Source organism: Nostoc sp. CALU 1950 (assembly GCF_051172895.1).
In the GTDB taxonomy this organism is placed as follows: Bacteria; Cyanobacteriota; Cyanobacteriia; order Cyanobacteriales; family Nostocaceae; genus Nostoc; species Nostoc edaphicum_A.
In genome coordinates this window covers 1-22,252 of the sequence record NZ_JBDNJQ010000144.1, presented here as the reverse complement: position 1 = coordinate 22,252, position 22,252 = coordinate 1, and the positions used below count along the sequence as shown (strand labels likewise).

The 22,252-nt window shown below is 41.9% G+C and carries 21 protein-coding genes and 2 pseudogenes; 20 read left to right on the top strand and 3 right to left on the bottom strand.

Annotated features, from left to right (window positions below; all coding sequences use genetic code 11):
• The 5 genes and pseudogenes from ABF638_RS28945 to ABF638_RS28925 all read left to right on the top strand — a co-directional run.
• The coding region (locus tag ABF638_RS28945) for a rhodanese-like domain-containing protein (RefSeq protein ID WP_435026319.1) at positions 1–386 on the top strand (386 nt) is incomplete at its 5' end.
• A 54-nt stretch (positions 387–440) separates the two neighbouring features.
• Entirely contained in the window at positions 441–773 is a 333-nt protein-coding gene (locus ABF638_RS28940) for a DUF3122 domain-containing protein (protein WP_435026318.1), read from the top strand.
• 33 nt (positions 774–806) lie between these two features.
• A complete protein-coding gene (locus ABF638_RS28935; RefSeq protein ID WP_435026317.1) occupies positions 807–1,058 on the top strand; it encodes a hypothetical protein in 252 nt (83 codons plus the stop codon).
• A gap of 206 nt (positions 1,059–1,264) precedes the next feature.
• Positions 1,265–2,374 (top strand): hypothetical protein, encoded by a 1,110-nt coding sequence (locus ABF638_RS28930; RefSeq protein WP_435026316.1) that lies wholly within the window; start codon positions 1,265–1,267, stop codon positions 2,372–2,374.
• A 45-nt stretch (positions 2,375–2,419) separates the two neighbouring features.
• Positions 2,420–2,659 (top strand): annotated as a pseudogene (locus ABF638_RS28925) (DUF3122 domain-containing protein); the annotation flags it as partial.
• A gap of 77 nt (positions 2,660–2,736) precedes the next feature.
• Here ABF638_RS28925 and ABF638_RS28920 read toward each other — a convergent pair.
• Genes ABF638_RS28920 through ABF638_RS28910 form a run of 3 tightly spaced genes read right to left on the bottom strand, consistent with a single transcriptional unit; the run spans position 2,737 to position 6,238 of the window.
• Positions 2,737–3,429 (bottom strand): ABC transporter ATP-binding protein, encoded by a 693-nt coding sequence (locus ABF638_RS28920; RefSeq protein ID WP_435026315.1) that lies wholly within the window; start codon positions 3,427–3,429, stop codon positions 2,737–2,739.
• Positions 3,430–3,434: 5 nt separating this feature from the next.
• Positions 3,435–4,730 (bottom strand): ABC transporter permease, encoded by a 1,296-nt coding sequence (locus ABF638_RS28915; protein ID WP_420760411.1) that lies wholly within the window; start codon positions 4,728–4,730, stop codon positions 3,435–3,437.
• A gap of 14 nt (positions 4,731–4,744) precedes the next feature.
• The gene (locus tag ABF638_RS28910; protein ID WP_420760412.1) at positions 4,745–6,238 is read right to left on the bottom strand and encodes an efflux RND transporter periplasmic adaptor subunit; all 1,494 of its coding nucleotides are present in this window, start codon (positions 6,236–6,238) and stop codon (positions 4,745–4,747) included.
• Positions 6,239–7,159: 921 nt separating this feature from the next.
• Between ABF638_RS28910 and ABF638_RS28905 the strand changes: the two genes are divergently transcribed.
• From ABF638_RS28905 to ABF638_RS28835, 15 genes and pseudogenes are all read left to right on the top strand, one after another.
• Positions 7,160–7,585, top strand: a complete 426-nt coding sequence (locus ABF638_RS28905) for a hypothetical protein (RefSeq protein ID WP_420760413.1) — start codon at positions 7,160–7,162, stop codon at positions 7,583–7,585.
• Positions 7,586–8,081: 496 nt separating this feature from the next.
• Positions 8,082–10,817 (top strand): annotated as a pseudogene (locus tag ABF638_RS28900) (hypothetical protein); the annotation flags it as partial.
• 297 nt (positions 10,818–11,114) lie between these two features.
• Entirely contained in the window at positions 11,115–11,468 is a 354-nt protein-coding gene (locus ABF638_RS28895; protein ID WP_420760414.1) for a DUF5335 family protein, read from the top strand.
• A 62-nt stretch (positions 11,469–11,530) separates the two neighbouring features.
• Positions 11,531–11,716, top strand: coding sequence for an SDR family NAD(P)-dependent oxidoreductase (locus tag ABF638_RS28890; RefSeq protein WP_420760415.1), 186 nt, complete (start codon positions 11,531–11,533; stop codon positions 11,714–11,716).
• Positions 11,713–12,882, top strand: a complete 1,170-nt coding sequence (locus ABF638_RS28885) for an FAD-dependent oxidoreductase (protein ID WP_435026314.1) — start codon at positions 11,713–11,715, stop codon at positions 12,880–12,882. The genes ABF638_RS28890 and ABF638_RS28885 overlap by 4 nt, the downstream gene beginning before the upstream one ends.
• Positions 12,883–12,921: 39 nt before the next feature.
• Positions 12,922–13,476 (top strand): HdeD family acid-resistance protein, encoded by a 555-nt coding sequence (locus tag ABF638_RS28880; protein ID WP_420760417.1) that lies wholly within the window; start codon positions 12,922–12,924, stop codon positions 13,474–13,476.
• Between the two features lie 79 nt (positions 13,477–13,555).
• The gene (locus tag ABF638_RS28875; RefSeq protein ID WP_420760418.1) at positions 13,556–15,151 is read left to right on the top strand and encodes a pyruvate kinase; all 1,596 of its coding nucleotides are present in this window, start codon (positions 13,556–13,558) and stop codon (positions 15,149–15,151) included.
• 54 nt (positions 15,152–15,205) lie between these two features.
• The gene (locus tag ABF638_RS28870) at positions 15,206–15,520 is read left to right on the top strand and encodes a hypothetical protein (protein WP_420760419.1); all 315 of its coding nucleotides are present in this window, start codon (positions 15,206–15,208) and stop codon (positions 15,518–15,520) included.
• 4 nt (positions 15,521–15,524) lie between these two features.
• A complete protein-coding gene (locus ABF638_RS28865; protein ID WP_420760420.1) occupies positions 15,525–16,637 on the top strand; it encodes a ferrochelatase in 1,113 nt (370 codons plus the stop codon).
• A gap of 332 nt (positions 16,638–16,969) precedes the next feature.
• The gene (locus ABF638_RS28860) at positions 16,970–18,034 is read left to right on the top strand and encodes an Acg family FMN-binding oxidoreductase (RefSeq protein WP_435026313.1); all 1,065 of its coding nucleotides are present in this window, start codon (positions 16,970–16,972) and stop codon (positions 18,032–18,034) included.
• Positions 18,035–18,126: 92 nt separating this feature from the next.
• A complete protein-coding gene (locus ABF638_RS28855) occupies positions 18,127–19,638 on the top strand; it encodes a serine hydrolase (RefSeq protein WP_435026312.1) in 1,512 nt (503 codons plus the stop codon).
• Positions 19,639–19,649: 11 nt separating this feature from the next.
• Positions 19,650–20,309 (top strand): DUF998 domain-containing protein, encoded by a 660-nt coding sequence (locus ABF638_RS28850; protein WP_420760423.1) that lies wholly within the window; start codon positions 19,650–19,652, stop codon positions 20,307–20,309.
• The gene (locus tag ABF638_RS28845) at positions 20,306–20,590 is read left to right on the top strand and encodes a hypothetical protein (protein ID WP_420760424.1); all 285 of its coding nucleotides are present in this window, start codon (positions 20,306–20,308) and stop codon (positions 20,588–20,590) included. Before ABF638_RS28850 ends, ABF638_RS28845 begins: the two co-directional genes overlap by 4 nt.
• Entirely contained in the window at positions 20,571–21,131 is a 561-nt protein-coding gene (locus ABF638_RS28840) for a CPBP family glutamic-type intramembrane protease (RefSeq protein WP_420760425.1), read from the top strand. Before ABF638_RS28845 ends, ABF638_RS28840 begins: the two co-directional genes overlap by 20 nt.
• Positions 21,132–21,298: 167 nt before the next feature.
• Positions 21,299–22,171, top strand: coding sequence for a hypothetical protein (locus ABF638_RS28835; RefSeq protein ID WP_420760426.1), 873 nt, complete (start codon positions 21,299–21,301; stop codon positions 22,169–22,171).
• Positions 22,172–22,252 lie beyond the last annotated feature (81 nt).

The window sequence follows — 22,252 nt, the reverse complement described above, 5'->3', positions numbered from 1 at the left end:
TGCAAACTCTGCCTGAATCCCGCAATCTAGAATCGGGAGTCGATCGCTTTCTCACGTCGATTCCAGTAGGCTATTACACGATCGCCAGTGTCGAAGAATTGAAAAGCCTGTTAAAGAAGTCTCAACCCATGTTAGTAGATGTGCGAGAAGTCTCTGAGTATCGGTCTGGACATATACCTAACGCAATTAACATTCCCCTAAGAACCCTGTCGCACAATCTGAATCAAATTCCACGCACTCGCCCCGTGGTGTTGTACTGTTCTTCCGGTTATCGCTCGGCAATGGGAGTAATGACACTGCACCTATTAGGCTATGAGAATGTGCAAGGTTTCCCACCTAGCTTTGTCGGTTGGAAAAACGCAAAAGAGGCGATCGCGTCCAGGTAATGCACAAAAATAATTACTCCGTTCCCGAATTTTAACTTGGTGAGGACTTTTGTCATGAAATCTATCTGCTTCAACGGTTTTAAAATTCGCCGCCTGCTGGCTGCTTTAATCTGCGTTTCACTGCTTGTCTGGAGTCCATTACCCGCTTTTGCTGCTGTAGCGCAAATTGAAGAATCTCCAGGGCAAATGCTCTACCAATCTCGGCAAAACCTGCGAGATCAGACTGGAAAATCCTGGCAGGCGATCGCCTTCAAGCGCATCCATCCCGATGGTAGTGCTATTATCTCCCTGCGACTAGTGGGCTTTCCTGGTGCGATGGAATTAGATCACACTCAACCTAGGCTGTTGACTTTGTTGGTTTTAAGGCAAAATTATTTCATGCAATAATGATGTTGCTAGAGTCGAGAAAAGCCAAAGTAAATGCAAGAGTTTAAAAGCCCAGTCAGTAGATTAGCACGGTTGTTTCATAAAGGTCGAGATAGCTGGAGAGAAAAAGCCTTAGAAAAACAAAAGAAAGTCAGGACGTTAGAAATAAAAGTCCGAGATTTAACTGCATCACGAGAGCATTGGAAACAGCGTGCGCTGGCAGCAGAATCACAGATAAAAGAGCAGGGAATGGGAGGAGAAGTCGGTGAAAAAAAGAAGAAATTGCTAGCGAGGAGAACAACTTAGACGAGAAAAAATATAGTGAGGAATTAAGTATTAAGGGACATACTTATGATGCTCAGACAATTCAACAAGCTTTAGAACTTTTAATTGACTGTGGTATCAGTTTTAGAGCGACAGAAAAAGTATTCGAGTTATTTAAATCTGAGTCAAATATAACCCCAAGCTTTACTTGTATAAGAAAATGGTTAGGAAGGATGGGGATATATGAATTGACAAGAAAAAAAGAGTATCGGGATGATTGGATATTTATTGTTGATTTTACACTGGAATTAGGAAAGCAAAAAGCTTTAGTTATACTAGGAATCTCACAAAAGTATTTTAGTGAACAAGTAGTTGCAAAAGGACGAGCATTATCACATGAGGATGTCGAATTATTAGGATTAGAAATTATGGGTTCGACAAAAGGAGAAATGATTCTTCATCAGCTAAATAAAATCACTGAAAGAGTTGGCGTACCAGTACAAATAGTTGCAGATCATAGTAATGACCTGGCTCGTGGAATCAAGCTATATAAAGAAAATTATCCAGGAATCATTTACACTCATGATGTCACTCATGCAATGGCTTTACTTTTAAAATACAGGTTAGATGCAGATGATAGATATCAGTCATTTATGCAAAAATGCAATACATGCAGGCAAAGACTCCAGCAAACAGAATTATCTTTTTTGTCTCCTCCATCTCAACGTTCTCAATGTCGTTACTTCAATGTTGAAAGATTAACTAATTGGGCGATTAAGCTATTAAACTCTCCAGCAGAAACTCTGATTAAATTAATGCCAGATATTGAACATAAGCTGATTTATCCAAAAATAATAGAGAAATTGGGATGGTTAGCTGATTATGAAGCAGACCTGATTCACTGGAATCAAATGGTGGCAATGACGCGCAGTCTAGAAACCCAATTAAAACAATTAGGACTTAATTCTCAATCCCTGGAATATTTTCAGCAAAATAAATTTGAATTTGTTAACAGTTCGCTCCAAGATTTCCAACAGCAAATATTTGATTACGTGACTAATCAGTGTTTGCAAATCAAGGATAAAGAAACTTTTTTAGCTACTTCTGATGTAATTGAATCGTTGTTTGGAAAATATAAGCAATTTTCTGCACGTTGTCCAATTAAAGAGATGGGGCAGATGTTATTAACTATTTGTTTATCTACCATGAATTTAACAACCTCCGTTATTAAAAATGCACTGGAAAACATTAGTTTTACAGATGTTGAAGAATGGCTCTCTGAAGTTTTTGGACAATCTATGCTCTCAAAGAGAAAAACTTTATTTTCAGCCAACACTAACGACACAGAAACTGCATGAACTTTTACCCTCCAAAAAGGCACAAAGTCAACAGCCTACACTCAACCTCTCACGCTGACAACATCTTTGGGACAAACTCTGATCGCCAAGGATGTTTCTAGCGAAATTTCTCAGGACACACCACCCCTAGCAAATGTTGGAGAATATGACATTCAGGCTATCCTACCGCAGTTGCGGTCAGAAATTCCTCTTGAGTTAACTTTGCCGATGGTAACTGGTTCAGGGATCAAGTTACAAATCCCATCCACAGCGATCCAAGAGTGGCAAACAATTTCTGTTCGTTGACAACTGTTACAAATGCTTCGTGTGTAACAGTTAGTCAAAACCAAAGTCTACTCGCTGTTGCCTCAATGTTCCAAGCTTTAACCCAAAGCCGCAATCGCTCTCTCAACAATCACCCCATCCTGCATCTGAATTACCCGCTTTGTCTGAGCTGCTACGGTTGCATCATGGGTGACAATCGCGATCGTAGTTCCTTGTTGATTTAATTCCGTCAGCAAATTCATAATTTCGTGAGAAGTTTTAGAATCTAAAGCCCCCGTTGGTTCATCCGCCAACACTAAGGCAGGATGATTCACCAGTGCGCGAGCAATCGCCACTCGCTGTTGCTGTCCTCCTGAAAGTTGGCTAGGGCGGTTTGTTAAGCGATCGCCCAACCCAATCTTTTCTAGGGCTACAGTCGCGGATTGTATTCGTTCTGATCGGGATACATCTGCATAAATCATCGGTAGCATGACATTTTCTAGTGCCGTCAACCGAGGCAACAAATTGAATTGTTGAAACACGAAACCAATATATTGATTGCGGATATCTGCAAGTTCATCGTCATCCAGAGTCGTCAAATCTCTACCGTCTAAGATATATTGTCCACTCGTAGGACGATCCAGACATCCGATGATGTTCATCAGTGTTGATTTCCCTGAACCCGAAGCCCCCATAATCGCCACATATTCCCCATCTTCAATCGATAAATCAATTTCCTTCAGAACGGGGACATCCAATTCTCCCAAGTGATAGGTTTTCGTGATGCCCTCCATTAAAATCATGTTTGCCATAGTGATTACTCATTGTGTAGTGCTGAAATCGGATCTAATTTGGCAGCATTACGCGCTGGGATGCCACCTGCTAGAATGCCAACGATGAAAGAAAGGCTAAACCCTGCCCCAATTGACCACAAAGGCACAATAAACGGAAATTTGAACGCAGTTGCAGCAGCAAAGGCGAACCCAATGCCCAATCCCACGCCAATCACACCGCCAACTGTGGAGATGACGATCGCTTCAGTCAAAAACTGCCTTAAAATATCTGTGCCGGTTGCACCTACAGCTTTGCGAATGCCGATTTCTCGCGTTCGTTCCATCACCGAAACTAACATGATGTTGGCAATTCCAATGCCGCCGACAATCAGAGAAATACCTGCGATCGCACCCACCATCAAGGTAAATGAACCCATCACGCTGCTGAAAGTGCTGATAATATCAACTAGATTGGTAATCCGAAAATCATCGACGGCTGACGGATGAATGCCATGCCGTAGACGCAGAATATTTGTCACCTGAAATTGAGCCGAGTTCAGTTGATCGCCATCAAGCGCTTCTAACCAGAATCCATTAATTGCGACACCCGTTAAGGCGTTATTACCCACAATTTGGGCAGACATATTGGTTAAGGGGATATAAATCACATCGTCAAGATCCTGTCCACCCGCCGTTCCCTTGGATTCTGCTACCCCTACCACGGTGTAGCGCTTGCCCCGAATCCGTAAATCAGCCCCAATCACGGATTCATTTGTGTTAAATAATTCATCGCGCACAGTGGAACCAAGAAATGCCACAGGGCGGCCAGCATCCAAATCTCCTTGACTAAAAAAGAGTCCCGTTTGGGGATGAATGTTTTTGATAGTTGGGTAGTTCAAATCCGTTCCTACAAGGGTGGTGGCAATATTAGTATTGCCTCTGACGATCTGAATTGAATTGCGTTGTAAGAATGCCGAAACCGATTTAGCGGCTGGAACTTGTTTAGCGATCGCCTTAGCATCTTCCCACGTCAGTGTACTGGCTGAACCTGCTCCTAGACTGATGCCGCCTGTTCTGGCTGCCCCCGCCGTGACTACCATCACGTTTGTTCCCAAGGCTTGGATTTGTAACTCCGTTGACTTCTGCACACCCTGTCCAACGGCGGTAATCGTAATTACCGAGGAGATGCCAATAATCACCCCCAACATGGTCAAACCTGTCCGTAGTTTGTTGCCCAAAAGCGTTTCGACTGACATGATCAGGACTTCACCGAAAGAGATTTTGCCCTTTCGTGGACGGCGTGGACGATTCGTTGTTTGTAAATTAGAACGTTTTTTCATTATGAGAAAAAGACTTATCTGCCATTAGGTGTAGAAACCTTACGAGTTCCAGGTGGAAAGCTGAGTAAGACGTGTTCGTTTCCAGTTAAGCCAGACTTTACCTCGGTTTTGTCATTCACCGTTGTCCCAACTACAATCGGCACGAAGACTGAATCGCCTTTGTCCTTGGCCACAAATACGCCCTGAGAATTATTTTGTTGAACGATCGCCCCAGTCGGCACCACCAGCACATTTTTTAACTCTCCGGCTTTAAAGTCCACAGTTACATTCATCCCCGATCGCAGCAGATGTTGAGGATCTGGGACTGATGTCTTCACTTGAAAGCTAGTCACGTTTTGCACAACATCTGACTGCGTGGCAATTTGCGTTACCTGTCCAGTAAAAGTTTTCCCAGGATAAGCATCTGCCTGAATCGTCGCAACTAGACCGATGCGAATTTGGGCAATGTTCGCTTCTGCAACCTGGGCAACAATCTGATTCGTGGATGCAAGAGCCAAGATGGAAGACGATGAAGCAGAAGAAACCGAACTACCTGCGGTGGTAGGCGTGACAAATGAGCCAGGATCGGCAAATTTCCGGGCGACAATCCCACTAAAGGGGGCGCGGATTACCATATCATTGATATTTGTCTGGATAATTTGCACTGCTCCTTCAGCCGCCGCGACTTGGGCGCGGGCTTGCTGAATGTCTTCCGGTCGTGATCCTGCTTGAGAGAGTGATAGAGCCTCCTGTTTCTGTTTGAGGAGTGCCTCGGCTTGAGTAATCTCTTCTGGCCGAGTTCCCGATCGCATCAATGAAGCAGCTGCTTGTGTTTGGTTAACTTGAGTCTGGGCGCGATCGCGGCTAGTACGGAAGGTATTCAGACTTTGGAGAGCGATCGCACCTGAGTTATAAAGTTCTTGATTTCTTTTAAGATCATCGTTAGCTTGACGCAGGGCATATTGAGCATCCCTTAACTGTGCTTGGGCTTGGGCAACTTCTTGGAGTCGATTTCCATTGAGTAATTTTTGGAGATTTGCGTCTTGTTCAGCCAGTTGTGCCTTTGCTGTGGCGATATCTTGAGTTCGATTCCCATTCAGTAATTTTTGCACATTTGCCTCAGCCGCAGCGAGATTTCCCTGAGCCTGCCGTAATTGCCCCTGAAGATTCGAGGCATCCATGTAAGCAAGTACCTGTCCAAGTTGTACAGAATCGCCTTCTTTAACTAGCAATTTTTTCAGAATCCCTGACGTTTTGGGACTCACATTTACTGAACGTTCAGGTTCAACAGTCCCATTGGCAGAAACTGTGATGGGCAGATTGCTCCGCTTGACTAAAGCCGTTTGCACCTTATTCTTTGCTTGTTGTTGAGGCACCACAACAAGTTGGTTATAAGCAAGATAGCTAATATTAATTATGGGTATCAATATCAGTAAAGCAAGTAGCCATTTATTTGCTTTTAGCTTACTCAGTCCATTTGGTTTTAGTTCTTTAGGCTTTAGTTCCTTCGGTTTTAGGGCAATGGTCATATGTAATACCTCTAATTTCAGAATGCAATAATTGATTAAGGTGTATAAAAACTGTCTATATGATTTGAAGATTTTGGAAAATTATCAGAAAGAATTCAGGTGTCAGGTGGTCACTGAGCGTAGTCGTACCACTTCCCTACGGGACGCTACGCGAACGTGGAAGCAAGCTACGCGTAGCGTCTCCGACAGGAGAAGTGAACCAGAATGGACTACGCCCCGCTACGCCCCGCTGCGCTAACAGAATTGAATTATGTTTGATTATGCATTTTGCATTTTCCTTCAAGATTTCCTCTATTTTTATTAGTAATTAGAGATTTATTAAATAGAGGACTCTTAAATTATGACAAACTGATGTTTGATTTATAGGGTTATTTGGTTGATTACAAAAATCTCACCTTTTCATCTTGGTTATTGATAACGATCAAGGAATTACTATAGAAAAATTCAAAAATACGGTAGCATTCGCTCACCAGAGTCTATACGCATTAATTTATCAGCTTTAGTTGGGGCATTTTTGCGAAATAGATAAGTATATATTTACCAAAAAGCCTGATTTGAATTACTATTCCTCAAGGAGTATACTTACACTCGCTTGTGAAAAAAAATCAGTTAGAATACGTTCTGAGCGTAGTTTAAGATGGTGGCAATAATAGTACAATATCATTGTCTGAACCTAGTACTGAAAGTCTTGCTAAAAGCAGTAAAAAAGAATCAATTGTAATAGAAAATAGCTATTGAAAAGGGGTTATATAGTGTATGAATTGTATGAATTCCACTAAAACGTTCCAAAGGTAGAGGTTATGTTGGTTAAAATTTGTAAACATTAAACGTGCGGCTAAATAAACTCAAACTGAGATTCAATCTTAACTTGATAATAATATAGCCAAGATTTCCGAAATTCAACATACTAGAGCAATTATCATGAGTACTGCACTTGATAACTTCACCAAAAATATTCATGACAATTTAGAAGCGGTTGAAGAACGGGTAAAATCGCTGAGAGAAAGTATTCAATCTGCGCCGAAAAAAACTCAAACTGAGATTGAATCTCAAATTGATGAAGCGAAGACAAAGCTGGATGCTAAGAAAAAAGAATTCGATGATTATCGAGCAAAGCTCAAAACTCAATTCGAGGAAAAAGAATCTGAAGTGAAGTCCCATGTTGAGGAATGGAAAACGGGTCGCAAAGTAAAGAAACTCGAACATCGGGCAGATAAAGCTGAAAACCATGCAGCTACGGCGACCTTCCTAGCGATCGCCACCATTGAAGAGGCTGAAAAAGCAACCTTGGAAGCGATCGCCGCCAGACTAGATGCCGAAGCTGCTGCGGTAACTACAAAGAAATAATCCGTAATTCGTAATTAAAGACTGTTTCAGACCCCAAACAAGACTCCGGCTGCTTTTATAAGCATTAGAGACAAACCCTTTTTAATTATGAATTATGAATTAGCTTGACATATATAAAGGAGCGAAATTCATGACATATACATATACGGTTGTTGCTAATTTCCCCTCCCATCCATAAGCAGAAAGGGTTGTATTGGAGCTGCAAAAAGAAGGCTTCGATATGCAAAAGCTCTCGATTATTGGTAAAGACAACCAAACCGAATGGCACTAAGAAAAGCCCAAAGGCTTGTGTCGTTTTGTTCCCAGCCTCCAAGGTGGGAACAAGTCAGAGCAAGGGCTATATCTTTTCTTCGTGCCATTTATTCATAACCCTTTAAAGTGACATGAAATAACGTCGAAACGTCAACATTTGGTGAATTTTTGGGCGCTCAAACAGCGCTAACTGCAACTTGAGAAATTAATTTACTCGAAAAATCGATTTACGTAGGAAAAAGTCATGGCAAATATCATTGGAATCAGCGGGAACGATACTCTATTCGGCAGTGACGAGGCAGATACGATTAAAGGTAATGACGATACATTCTCATATCAGGACAACGATCTTCTGACTGGTGGCGGTGGTAAGGATAAATTTGTCATAGGCTATGGGAGTTTTACTAACACCGATACTATTACTGATTTCGGTGGCGTGGGTAAGGGCATAACTCCCTCAGAGGCAGTCATTGCCGAAGTGGATACCATCCAATTCCAAGGCTCTAGTTTTACTGCCAAAAATCTGCTGCTTACTCAGAACGGCAGCAATCTGGAAATCGCCTTTGAAGGGGAGGCTAGTACAAAAGTCATCCTTCAAAACTTCAAATTAGAAAACCTGGATAATCTGCCAGCAATTTCTTCACGGTCTGCGATTGGTAATATCCTGTTTAATGGACAAACCAACATCACCGACAGTTTTGATGTGTTTGATGCCAACTCCACTCAAACTAACTTGTTCAACAAGAACACAGTAACATTCCTCAATGACCTCAACAACAACATTACAGGTTTCGATAACTCGAATGATGTGGTGAATGGTCAGGCAGGTAATGACAAAATCAATGGCTTGAGTGGTAACGACCTGCTGCGCGGTGGTACGGGCAATGATACTCTCATTGGTGGTGAAGGGAATGACTCCCTCAACGGTGGTGAAGGGGATGACTCACTTAAGGGTGGTACTGGTAATGACTCCCTCAATGGTGGTACTGGTAACGACCTGTTGAGGGGTGGTGCGGGCAATGATAACCTTTTTGGTGGTAGCGAAAATGACACCCTTCTTGGTGGTACTGGTGACGATAGCTTGATTATTGGTTATTCAAATCTTGATTTTTTAGAAGGTGATCAGCTGCTGTCTGGGGATGATGGTAACGATACTCTATCTGCCTCAGTCTCTTTTGATCGCGGCGGTCAGCCGGAGTATTATTCCTCTGGTAACAACACCCTTAACGGCGGCGCTGGTGACGATTACTTGATTGTTAACTTTTCAAAAGGCAATAACCTGCTGAATGGTGGTGACGGCAACGATACGTTCTCCAAGAACTACAGTGGCAATGCTACGATAGATGGAGGCAAAGGTAACGATTTATTGTCCTATGACACCAGATATTCTTTCTACCGTGTTACCGGGGGAATCACTTCGACTTTTAATCCTACTACTAACATTGGCTCAATTAAGCTAGGCACGAACTGGGTTAGCTACAAAAATATCGAACGATTAGAGATCACAGGTACATCCTACGATGACTTGATTGTGGGGGGCAATGGAGATGATACTCTCAACGGGGGCTATGGTGGCAATGATACTTTAAGTGGGGGAATAGGTGACGATTTGTTAAGCGTCAATGTCAACTATGATGCCCCGGGAATTTCTTCGACAGACGGGGGAATAGGTGACGATTTGTTAAGCGTCGATTACGGTAGTGCTACCGGAGCAATCACTTCTTCTTTCGATACTACCACTAACATTGGCTCAATTACGGCAGGCACGAGTCGGGTTAGCTACAAGAATATCGAGCGATTAGAAATCATAGGTACAAACTACGATGACTTGATTGTGGGGAACAATGGCAACGATACGCTTGTTCCGGGTCTGAGTGGAAATGATACGGTAGATGGGGGAATAGGTGACGATTTGTTGAGCTTTTCTACCTACGATAATGATGGTCAGGGAATTACTTCAACTTTCGATACTACTACTAATATTGGAACAATTACCGCAGGCACGAGACTGATTAACTACAAGGATATCGAGCGATTATATATCTCAGGTACAAGGTACGATGACAATATTGTGGGGAGCAATGGCAACGATAGGATCTCTACGTTCAATGGCGGGAATGATACGATAGATGGGGGCGCTGGTGACGATTTGTTGTCCTATGGCGTCAGTAGTTACCAGGCAATCACTTCAACTTTCGATGCTACCACTAATACTGGCTTAATTACTGTGGGCGGGGATCGAGTTAGCTACAAGAATATTGAACGATTAAATATTTCAAGTACAGAATACGATGACAATATTGTGGGGAGCAATGGCAACGATAGCATAATAGGAAACTATACTTACAGTCGCGGGTATGCACCTTCGGGTGAGGCTATTAGTGGCAATGATACGATAGATGGGGGCAAAGGTGACGATTTGTTGATCGTCCATGACAGGGATGGTAGCGAGGGAATTACTTCAACTTTCAATACTACCACTAACGAAGGATCAATTACGGCAGGGACAAATGGGGTTATCTACAAGAATATCGAGCGATTATATATCATCGGTACATTTTACGATGACTTGATTGTGGGGGGCAATGGGGATGATACTCTCAACGGTGGTGGTGGCAATGATACCCTCATAGGTGGCAACGGTAATGATAGCCTAATTGGAGAATCTGGTACTGATACCTTTACTTTCAATAGTTTAAATGAAGGCATTGATAGAGTTTATGACTTTGACACTACTAATGAACTGATTCGGGTAGATAATTTTGCTTTTGGTGGTGGGTTATCAATAGGTTCACTCTCATCTGATAAGTTTACCATCGGCACATCTGCAACTGCGATCGCTCAACGATTCATTTATGATAATTCTACAGGTGGGCTGTACTTTGACCAAGATGGCAGTGACACTGGGTTTGCTCAGGTACAATTTGCTCAACTATCAACTGGATTGTCACTAACCAACAACAATTTTGTGGTTGTTTAATTAGGGTTAGCGCTCTATCACTCTAAGCAGAGAGAATAGAAAATGGTCGGATTGCAAGGTGTGTGAAATAGCAACTTAGATCCGATTCATCAATGCAATTATAGCGATCGCCCCGGTAGAAGTGAAGCACGGGTTCGTAAACGCCGCCCGAAAGCTTACCCCTTAATGACCAAAGCCCGGCATGAATTACGTAAGCAGTTGCAAAGCGCTTAATTGATAACCGTTTCCGGTTTTCTTAGTGCCATTCGGTTCTGGATAACGCATATTTAATTTCTGAAGATATTTAAAGGAATCATCATGGTAAGTAAAATTGACATCAAAAAATCTGTGCCGCGTGAGCGATGGGGTGAATTTTTTGATCTGTTTTCAAGTGGTAATCGTGGACGGTATATTTCAATCGAAATTATCGATTCAGAACTCGATAATGCAGAACTGATTAATAACGCACCTTTGATGGCAATGGTTTATGATCGCCCCGGCAAGGGAGATGATTTGGTAATTGAAGTAGGTAGAGATGAAGTGACTTATGCTCACACAATCGATTCACCAACTGAAGTTTTAACGGGACAGAACTCAAACGGTGTGATGATAGCCGTTCGGATTAGTGACGCTGCCGGGACAAAAACGTTGATCCAGCTACAAGCTAGTTGATATGGTTGCATAATGCTGAGTTTAAAACAGCACTCAATATTTCATAACCCAGATTAATCAATATGTCTCTTATTCAAAACAAAGTGGTCATCATCACCGGAGCCAGCAGTGGTTTAGGTGAGGCGACTGCGAAGCGACTTGCTGCTAGTGGAGCCAAACTGATGCTGACCGCCCGCCGCGAAGATCGGCTCAAAGATTTGGTTGCAGCGATTCTGCAAGGCGGACGCTTCGCAATCGCTAAATCATGAGAATTGCTATCGTTGAGGGGGGAGCCAGTGGCATGGTGACAGCTTACCTGCTCGATAAACAAGGGCATCATGTCACTGTGTTTGAGCGGCAACCTACTTTAGGTGGACATATTCGGACACTGAACAAGAACGTTCAACCGAATCAAGCCGATTGTCAGGAAATTTTGGAAAACGGAGTACTCGAATTTCCGACTGTGTTTCACAACTTCATCGCCCTCATGGAAGAGTTAGGGGTGGAACTAGAACCTGTAAATATGGGTTCAGCGATGTTTTTCAAAAATGGCAGCCACTTTCTATCAAGAGTCAACCTGCAAGATTTTTATAATCAGCCTTTGTCGCAATACTTGAAACAGCCCTGTATTCATAATACTTGGCTAAAATTGCTAATTATGTATCGCTATTCAATGCCGTTGGAACTGATTGATGATTTTCCGGCAGAATTGGCAATGCCTGTCTTACGCAACGATGTCGCAGTCCATTGGCTCAGGGTTAAAGGCGGTGTGTATTCTTACATTGAAAAAATTCTGGCGCGATTCCAGGGTGAGGTTTTGCTGAATGCAGATATTGACCGGATTTTTAGAACCTCGGATGCTGTGAAAATTGTGCGATCAACAGGTGAAATTCAGGAGTTTGATAAAGTCGTGTTTGCTACGCCACCCGACCAAGTAATGGCGTTGTTAGCAGATCCAACCGATACCGAAATCAAACGGTTTTCTGCCTGGAAAGCCAATTATGCGACTACTTTACTTCATACAGATAGTTCCATATACAACCGCTATGGCATTAAACAACCCTCAGAATTTGATTTCTTTCAGGCAAAAAGCCGATGGGGTTATAACAGTTGCCTGAATCAAATTTGTAACATCTCATCGCCACCAAATTATTTTCTCTCGTTCCAACTAGAGGAGTTGATTGCTAGCGATCGCATTATTCACATTCAAAAACATCACACTCCGTTATATACCACTGAATCTTTTCAATACCGAGATGAAGTAGTTGCCACTAATGGCGAGAACAACACCTACCATGCGGGAGCCTACCTTGGTGATGGGTTGCATGAAGGAGCTATAACTTCTGCTTTTCGAGTTGCTCAACTGGTTGGGTTAAGCCAAGGCTCGATTGATATCACAAATCCTAAATCGATACCACAATTTGTACAACATTGATCCATCAAATTCTTTATATAAATTTAAAAGGAGATGAACATGAGAGTTATTGAGTCTGAAGTTGATGAGCAAGTTGTTAGTTCTGGGTGGACAACCGCGATCGCTATTCTCATGATTGTGTTGGGCATAATAGCGATCGCATTTCCTTTCTTTGCCAGCGTTGCTTCAACCTTACTGTTTGGCTGGATATTCATCTTTGCTGGAATTACTCAAATTGTTTATGCCTTTCAATCAAGAAGTGCAGGTAAAGTTATCGGGAAGCTGATTCTAGGTCTTTTGTATCTCCTATCTGGAATTTTAGTAGTTACAAATCCGTTTGAAGGAGTGCTTGCCCTGACATTGGTATTGGGTATTACCATTTTTGTGCAAGGTGTGATTCAAGTGTCAATGGCATTTCAAATGCGCCGGATTTCATCTAACTGGGGATTAATGCTTGTAAGCGGAATCATCGGCATTATTTTCGGTATTTTCATTTGGTCTAACTTTCCATTTAACGCAGCTTGGCTGATTGGCACTTTCATTGGCATCAATCTTTTGTTCGATGGAGTTTGGATGCTAACTCTGCATTCAGGACAGCGCCGCGCTTTACAGTAGAGAAGCAGATGCTAAACAAAATCATTCTGTCGATAGTTGTCTAAAGCTTTGAACCAAAAAATAATAGGAAAAAACTTTAATGCAGCTTAAAACTTCAAACCCGAATGCTAAGACAGAAAGCAATCAGCATGGTCAAGAAATTCAGCCGTTTGGCACACTTCTGAATCTATCAAGTCCACAGAATTTACTATCGACTCTGCAAGAACTTCGCCAGACTGTTGAAAGCGAAGGACAAGCCACCTTTAACCAGTGGAAATTGCACATTCAGCGGACTGAGTTTCTTTCTAGTGCCTTAAATTTAGCTGAATATCTAGCTTTACGTCGGCATGATCTCCGCTCCCTACAAGCTGCACTAATGCCTTGGGGCTTATCCTCATTAGGAAGGATTGAAGCACGGGTGATGCCCAATCTTGATGCTGTCATTGCCACCTTGGAACTCATTTGTGGCTCTGAGTCTACCCAGCACCTCAACCGTCCACCCATCGAGTTCTTTTTTGAAGGCGATCGCTTACTACAACAGCATACCGAAGAATTGTTTGGTCAGTCTCCATCTCAGCGTCGGGTCAGGATTATGGTAACACTACCCACCGAGGCCGCCACTGACTATGAGATAGTGCGAGAAATTATGCAACGCGGGGCAAATTGTGTGCGAATTAACTGCGCTCACGATACGACTGAAGCTTGGGAGAGCATGATCGATCATATCCGTCGAGGGGAACAGGAAACAGGAACGCCTTGTAAAGTCATGATGGACTTAGCTGGTGTGAAAATACGCACGGGAGCGGTACTTGCACCACTTCATAAAAAACGGGTATTTAAAGGAGATCATATCCTGCTGTCGCGGTGTGAGCCGGAACTCGGAAGTGAAGCAGGTGCATTACCTGTAGACTATTTCCAAACTTGCTGTACGGTTCCTGAAATTCTCGATTTATTAACTGTTGACACCCCTGTATATATAGACGATGGCAAGATTCGGACTCGCGTAGTTGATACCCAGTACTCAGTAGCCAATGGACAACCGGGACTTTTACTACAAGTGACTCATGCAAGCCCCAAAGGAGTTAAACTCAAACCTGAAAAGGGGTTGAATTTCCCAAATACAGTGTTACCTCTTAGTCCACTGACTGAAAAAGATTTATCCGACTTGGATTTTGTTGCCATCCACGCAGATATTATCGGCTACTCTTTTGTACAACGATCTGCCGATATTGAGTTACTCCAACAAGAATTGGACAAGCGCTCTGAGGAACGGCTAACCCGACCGGCGATCGTGGCAAAAATTGAAACCGCGATCGCAGTTTCTAATTTGCCAGAATTAATCGTTTATGCCGCAGGTAAGCAATCATTTGGTGTGATGATTGCCAGAGGCGATTTAGCAGTTGAAATTGGGTACCAGCGTTTAACAGAGATCCAAGAAGAAATTCTCTGGATTTGCGAAGCTGCTCATGTTCCTGTTATTTGGGCAACTCAAGTACTAGAGAGTTTGGTAAAAGATGGCACACCTTCGCGGGGAGAGATGACGGATGCTGCAATGGCTGAACGGGCTGAGTGTGTGATGTTAAATAAAGGGCCGTTTATTGCCGAAGCGATCGCCATTCTAGATGATGTTCTCACACGCATGGAAGCCCATCAATTGAAAAAAACGCCACAGTTGCGGGCGCTTCATTCCTGGTAATTTTTTTAACCTAAACTCATTTTTCATCAACCCGCACATCAAGGGAATTATTTTATGACAACCGCCAAAAATAACAGCCACTATTTTCAAGATATTCGCCATCTTCATCTCATACTTGCGCCAATTGTGTTGTTACCTCTATTGATAACAACCATTACAGGAACAGTTTATCAAATTGTTGATTTGGCAGGCAACAAAGATGCGTTCAAATGGTTATTACATTGGCACAAGGGAGACTTTGGAATAATTAATCTAGAAATCATTTATCCCTTCCTAACTGCTCTCAGTTTGCTCGTATTCCTTTTTACTGGAATTTCTATGTGGCTTCATTTACAACGTACTTCTAAAAAACAACCTACTCAGGCTTAAAACAATGATTATTAGTCATCAATCTCAATCGACCCAACCCGTCGAAAACCAAAATAGCGAACGCGTGGCAGTTTTGCTTGCAGGGTATGGTGAAGTGCAATCTTACCGCGCTCTGAGTGTTTACAACCAAGCTGCAACTAAGTATATTGCATCTCAGTTTGTGCCGATTCCAGAATGGCTATATCCTCTTGCTGGTTGGTTTCTTGCGCTTCAAGATTTGTACAATTTTGGGGTAAAGCACGATCATTTCATATCGCCCGAAAATGAGATTTTTGAAAAACAACGTCTTGGTATCGAGAAACAGTTACAACACCAATGGGGAAATCGGGTGCAAGTGTTCAAAGGATTTTATTTCTGTAAGCCCTTTGTGCAAGAAGTTGTAGCAGATATCATTGAGCAAGGGTTTCAGAATTTGCTGATTTATCCAATGCTTGTAGTCGATTCTGCATTCACGGGCAAAATAGCTGTCGAGCAAGTCAATGAAGTTATTGCTGCAAGTGCATCCGTAAATGAGCCTCAACATTCCCCATTCAAAGCAATTCGATATATTCCAGCCTTTGCTACTGAGCCTGCCTACATTGATTTGATGGTGCGTCGGATTAAGGAAACTCTGAATCAGCTATTTGTTGGCCGCTTTTTTGAGTCTCAGATTGGCATTGTATTAACGGTTCACGGTGGCCCAGAAAAAGCGCAAGGACTGTTAACCGGGGTGATTGATGGACAAGCTCTTTACGATCGCGTCCAAGCACAGTTACAGCATCAATATCCCCTAGTTTCCATCGGTTGGGTGAATCATGACACACCTTTCATTAATTGGTCACAACCCGATCTGAAACAAGCCGCGAAAAGCTTGATTACAGCAGGTGCCCAAACTATTCTATTTAAACCCATCGGCTGGGTGACAGATAATTATGAAACTATTCTCGATGTCGAAGATGCGATTCAATCTTTGCAGCGTCAATATCCAACGGTGACTTATACACGACTCGATTGTGTCAATGACGATCCTGATTTTCTGAAAATAGCGGCAGAATGGGCAAATCCTCACATTGAAGCAATGCTGACAGTGCCGCAACACCACGAGCATATTCAAACTAGAAGACTTGATTTTGACTGAACTTTGAAATAGGTTAAAAACCACAGTGCGGGATTTATCGAAACAGAATTCAGGAGTCAGGAGCCAGAATGGGCTAAACGCCCCGCTACCGCTAACAGAATGAATTTTGTGCGACTGGCGGATCTGAATCCCCCACTGATAGCGAGTCTTCTCCCAAGGGGAGACCCCAAAGGCGAACGAGTGTCGCGTCTTGATTCTGACTCCTGAATTCTGACTTCTGAATTCTTCTTAAATTTTTCATAATTCAAATTAGTTGCTCTTTACCCTCAATTACGAGCGTTATGAACAGGAAAAATTTTATCAGTATTGTAGGAGGAACAATAATTGCAACTGTGACAACATCTTATTTGTTGAGTGATAAAAGGAATCTTTTAAGGACGGATATAAAACCAGCAAACGATAACAAAGAAACTCTCAAACCGGATGAAAAAGAAATTCTGTTTCTCGCCTCCCTCGCGCCGAGTGGACACAATACACAGCCGTGGTTTGTTCAATATCTCGAACCTTATCACTGGATTATCTGCAACGATAAAAGTAAATGGCTACCTGCCGTTGACCCAACTCAGAGAGAAACGATTTTATCAATCGGTACTTTTATTCAAAATATTGAATATGCCGCTAGTTCTTTTGGCTACGGCTGCCATTGGAATTTGCTAGCTAAGACTAATCAGGACGAACGGGTGATGGAAGTAAAATTGAAAAAAAAAGAGTTAAAAAATGCTTTTGATATCGCAAAAATAAAAAATCGCCGCACTGTTCGTTCCGATTTTTTAAGTAATGTGCTGAAACCAGAAGATATCAAATATCTTCTCAATTCAGAATCGGAATTTATTCATTATCTACCTGTCACCAGTAAAGAAAGTCAATTTATAAACGAACAAACTATCGTTGCTAACCGCCTTCAATGCGATCGCAACCCAGCGCAGCAAGAGTTAGCCGACTGGATCAGATTCTCCACTAAGGATGCTGAGAAATATCGTGACGGGCTGACAACGGCAAGCATGGAAATAGAAGGATTTTCTGGCTGGGTGGTGCGGAACTTTTACAGCAAAGATAATGTGATGAAAAAGGATTTCAAAGAGACAGGGCTTGATAAAATTAAACAGGAAGTGTCGGAATCGGCAGGTTGGATTCTCATTACCAGTAAAGACAATTCGGTGGCGACATTGCTGGAAACTGGCATAAGAATGCAAAGACTTTTCCTGAAAGTGCGGGAAAAGAGTATTGCGATTCATCCGATGACTCAGATATTGGAAGAAGCCTCAACGAGACAAACTCTGAATCAATCAATTGGGATTAGCGAAAATATTCAATTTATCTTGCGATCGGGTTATTTGAAGAGTTATCCGTCGCCAGTTTCACTACGCCGCCCCGTTGATTGGTTTATACGGAAATGATTGTATGAATTTACAAAATTAGATGGAAAGGGTTTCAATAGAATTCAAAGTTAAACTCTTCATGTTTTAATAAAACTCCGTAATTTGAACTTATGAAAATAAGAATACCAGTATTTATTCTCCTATTTTTATGCACAGCTTTCAGCCTGGGTATTGCCAGTATATTTTCGCCAACCGGATTAGCTAAAAAGCGAATTTATACATCAACCCAAAGTGCAAGGCTAGACGAAAGAATTCGGCGCGTCGAGAACGGGTTGCTTCTGCCATTTATTATCAAGGGTGAGCCGAGTGTGGCTATGAAACTCGTTGACCGAATGCGATTTTATAAAAATCCCGGTGTCAGTGTTGTCGTCATTAATAACGGAAAGATTGAATGGGCAAATGGTTACGGAGTTCAAGAAACAGGCGGGAATAAATCTATAACTCCCGAAACGCTTTTTCAAGCAGCATCAATTAGTAAGCCGATAGTAGCAATGGCGATGTTACGACTCGTCCAAGAGAATAAATTGAATCTTGACGAAGATGTGAATGAAAAACTTGTTTCGTGGAAAGTTCTCGAAAACAATTTTACGAAAGAGCAAAAGGTAACTTTGCGCGGCTTGTTAAGTCACAGTGCCAGTCTGATGGTTTCGGGCTTTCGCGGTTACGCGGTGGATGAAGAAATTCCGACAATTCTGCAAATTTTAGACGGAGTAACGCCAGCTAATTCAATTCCGATAAGGGTTGATGGCACACCGAACAAAGATTTTAGATACGCCGGAGGCGGCTATGTCGTTGTGCAAAAACTGGCGGAAGATGTAACCAAAAAGCCGTTTCGCTCCTTTATGCAGGAAGAGGTTCTTAAAAAACTTAATATGACCCGCAGCACGTATCAGCAGGCGCTTCCGAAAGAACTTTGGGCTTCAGCCGCCGCCGGTCACAAATCCAATGGAGCAAAAATGAAAGGCAATTGGCATACTTATCCTGAAATGGCGGCGGCTGGACTTTGGACAACGCCTTCCGACCTTGCTCGTTTTGCAATTGAAATTCAAAAGTCCAAAAGCGGAAAGTCAAACAGAGTTTTATCTATCGAAATGGTTAATGAAATGCTCACACCGCAAATCGGAGGATGGGGACTTGGACTCGAACTGCGAGGGAAAAATAAATCCGCCCGTTTCGCTCACGGCGGCGGGAACGAAGGTTACAGATGTTTGATGGTTGCCTATACCGATAGTGGACAAGGTGCAGTTGTGATGACGAATTCTGTAAACGGCACTAATTTTACGGAAGAAATAATGCGAAGTATTGCCAAAGAATATGGTTGGTTCGATTATCTTCCGAAAGCAAAAGTTATCGTTTCGGTTGAACCCAAAATATACGACATTTACGCCGGACAATATCAAATTGCCCCAAACTTTATTCTCACTATCACAAACGAAAACGGGAAATTAATGAGTCAAGCGACTGGACAGCCGAACTTTGAGTTGTTCGCCGAATCAGAAACGGAGTTTTTTCTGAAAGCGGTTGAATTGGAAATTAAATTCGTCAAAAACACTCAAGGAAAAGTTACGGGATTAGTGTCGCGGGAACGCGAACGCGATACGCCTGCTCAAAAAATCAAGTGAAACAATCTGTCATGAATAAATTAAAACTTTCTGGTTTATTACTCTTTCTTGCTGGTTCATTTGCCTTAATGGGCATCATCACTGCCGAAGTGCTATATCCATCTGGCTACACAACTTTTCGCAGCGAAATCAGCGATCTTGGTGCAACAAAACCACCTAACAGCTTAATCTATCAACCATCCGCTAGTATTTTTAATATCACCATGCTGTTATCTGGCTTAATGGCTTTGATGGCAACATTTTATCAGCATAGATATTTCAAAAAACTGCTTTTCAGTATTCCACTTAGTCTATTTGGGTTAGGTCTAGTGGGTATTGGATTCTTTTCTGGCGATAAAGTCCCGTATCACGGAATATTCTCTTTGCTCACTTTTATATCGGGTGGAGTATCAGCTATTATGTCCTTTAAAATTGTTTCTGCTCCGTTTAAGTTTATCGGAATTGTCTTTGGAGCTATTTCATTAATAACGTGGTGTGCTGTTGTGTTTGCCCCTAATATTATTGTTCCTTTTATTGGTCTGGGTGGAACAGAAAGATGGCTTGTTTATCCTATTGTGCTATGGATAACAGGCTTGGGCGGTTATCTGATGAACATAACAACAACCAAAAAACTTGGCGGCCATTACATAGAGAAAGATTTTTCAAAAAGTGAAGGAGCGATAAAAATATGAAACAAAAGAAGCGATGCCTTCAGCGAGCTTCGCTAACGCTAAAGCAAATTGGACTTTTTCTACTTTACACTTTTGCCATCACATGGTTGTGCTGGCTAATTATCATCATTGGGAACAGATATTTTAATGCTCTTTGGTATGGTGAGCCTTTATTTTGGATACCGTACTTAATTGGTGTTTTGGGGCCAGCAATTAGTTCTTATATTATTTATCGACAGTTCAAGGAAGATTTTGGTGAAAAATCTTTTGTGAAGTTTGTCTTTGGTAAAAAAAACAGATAAAAAAGTGTGGCTGATATTTGGATTATTTTTAATTTGGCGTTTATTTATGGTTTGGATTGGCTTTGGAATCAATAAGCCTATATCAATTCTTTCTGTAATTATTAATCTACCACTCCTTATTCTTTTAGGTGGATTAGAGGAATTAGGTTGGCGTGGAATTTTGCAGCCTAAATTAGAAAAGGTAGTTAATTATTTGCCTTCTATCCTTATGGTGGGAACTATATGGAGTATATGGCATTTGCCGTTATGGTTTATAAAAGGGACAATTCAAAGTTCATTTCCATTTGGATTATATTTATTTTCAGGAATAATTTTAACTTCTAGTTTTACAACTCTGTATAAATACACAAATAACTTATTTTTCTGTGTATTAAGTCACGCCTGGTTTAATGGATGTATTGGGTTAGCTTTATATATAGGTAATAATGGAGCCATGCAGCTAAACTTGAATTGGAAAGTAATTGTTGTTTTTTCCATCGAGCTAATAGTATCTCTCATTTTAGGAATAGCATATAGTCGGAAGAAATCCCTTCTGTATTAAGCAATACTTTCAAAATACGAAAAATAACTTCATTTAACAATAATTATGGATAACACCAAACCAGAAAACACCATCAAAATTCTTTCTGCTGGTTTTTGCTCTTACTATATTTTTTTCAATGTCATGAGAGATAGTCGATGTTCTTATTGTTCACGAGGATAAAATCTATGAAATGGCAACAATTAATTCTGGTTTTTATAGCCACCATAAGCTTAATATTTGCAGGCAATGCCCTGGCGCAGACTGATATCAATATCAATAACACCAACCTGATTCGCTTTGGTGGAAGCGTAACCGTACCAGAGAATCAAGTTGTCGAAAACGCTTTGGCTTTCGGGGGGAGTGTTACCGTATTGCCTAATGCCAGAGTTTTGGATACTGCGATCGCTTTTGGCGGGGATGTCATACTGAAAAAAGGAGTGCGGGTAGATGGTGATGCTTACTCCTTTGGCGGCAAAATCGTACAGGAACCAGGTGCGATCATTGTTGGCGAACGCGCCACATTTAGCGATAGACATGGCATAATTTCTGGTTCCAATAGAAGTACAGGTAGCTTCTTCTTCACTATTTCTCTCAGTCCCATTTTTAGAATTAGTGCCGCCGTAGTAGCAGCTATTCTCGGACTGATTATTTTGCATACCAATCCACAGTTCCTACCGAATTTGGCTACAAAATTGCGTCAGCACCCCACTTCGGCTGTTCTATGGGGAATGGGGGCGATGGTCGCCATTATCTTTGTCAGTGTGTTTCTGGCGATTACGCTTATTGGTATTCCCCTGATTCCACTGCTAAGTCTGAGTGCGATCGCTACTTCTCTAGTAGGGTCATTAGCCGTGGCACTTTTTGTCGGTCAACGCCTATTTAGTAATGGCAATTGGTCATTACAGCAGCAGTTTTTGGTAGGTTTAGCGATCCTGACAGTTCTGACACTAATTCCATTTTTCGGAGGGTTAGTAATTTTCTTAGTCAATCTCTTCAGCTTGGGTGTCGTCTTGTTGTGGAAATTTGGTAAAGAAAAACCTCAAATAGCTACTGAGTGAGTAGGTTGACATGAATGTTCATCCTACATTTGACCTTATTTAAGTTTAAGAAAATCCATGATTTACTTGCCTTTGATTTCA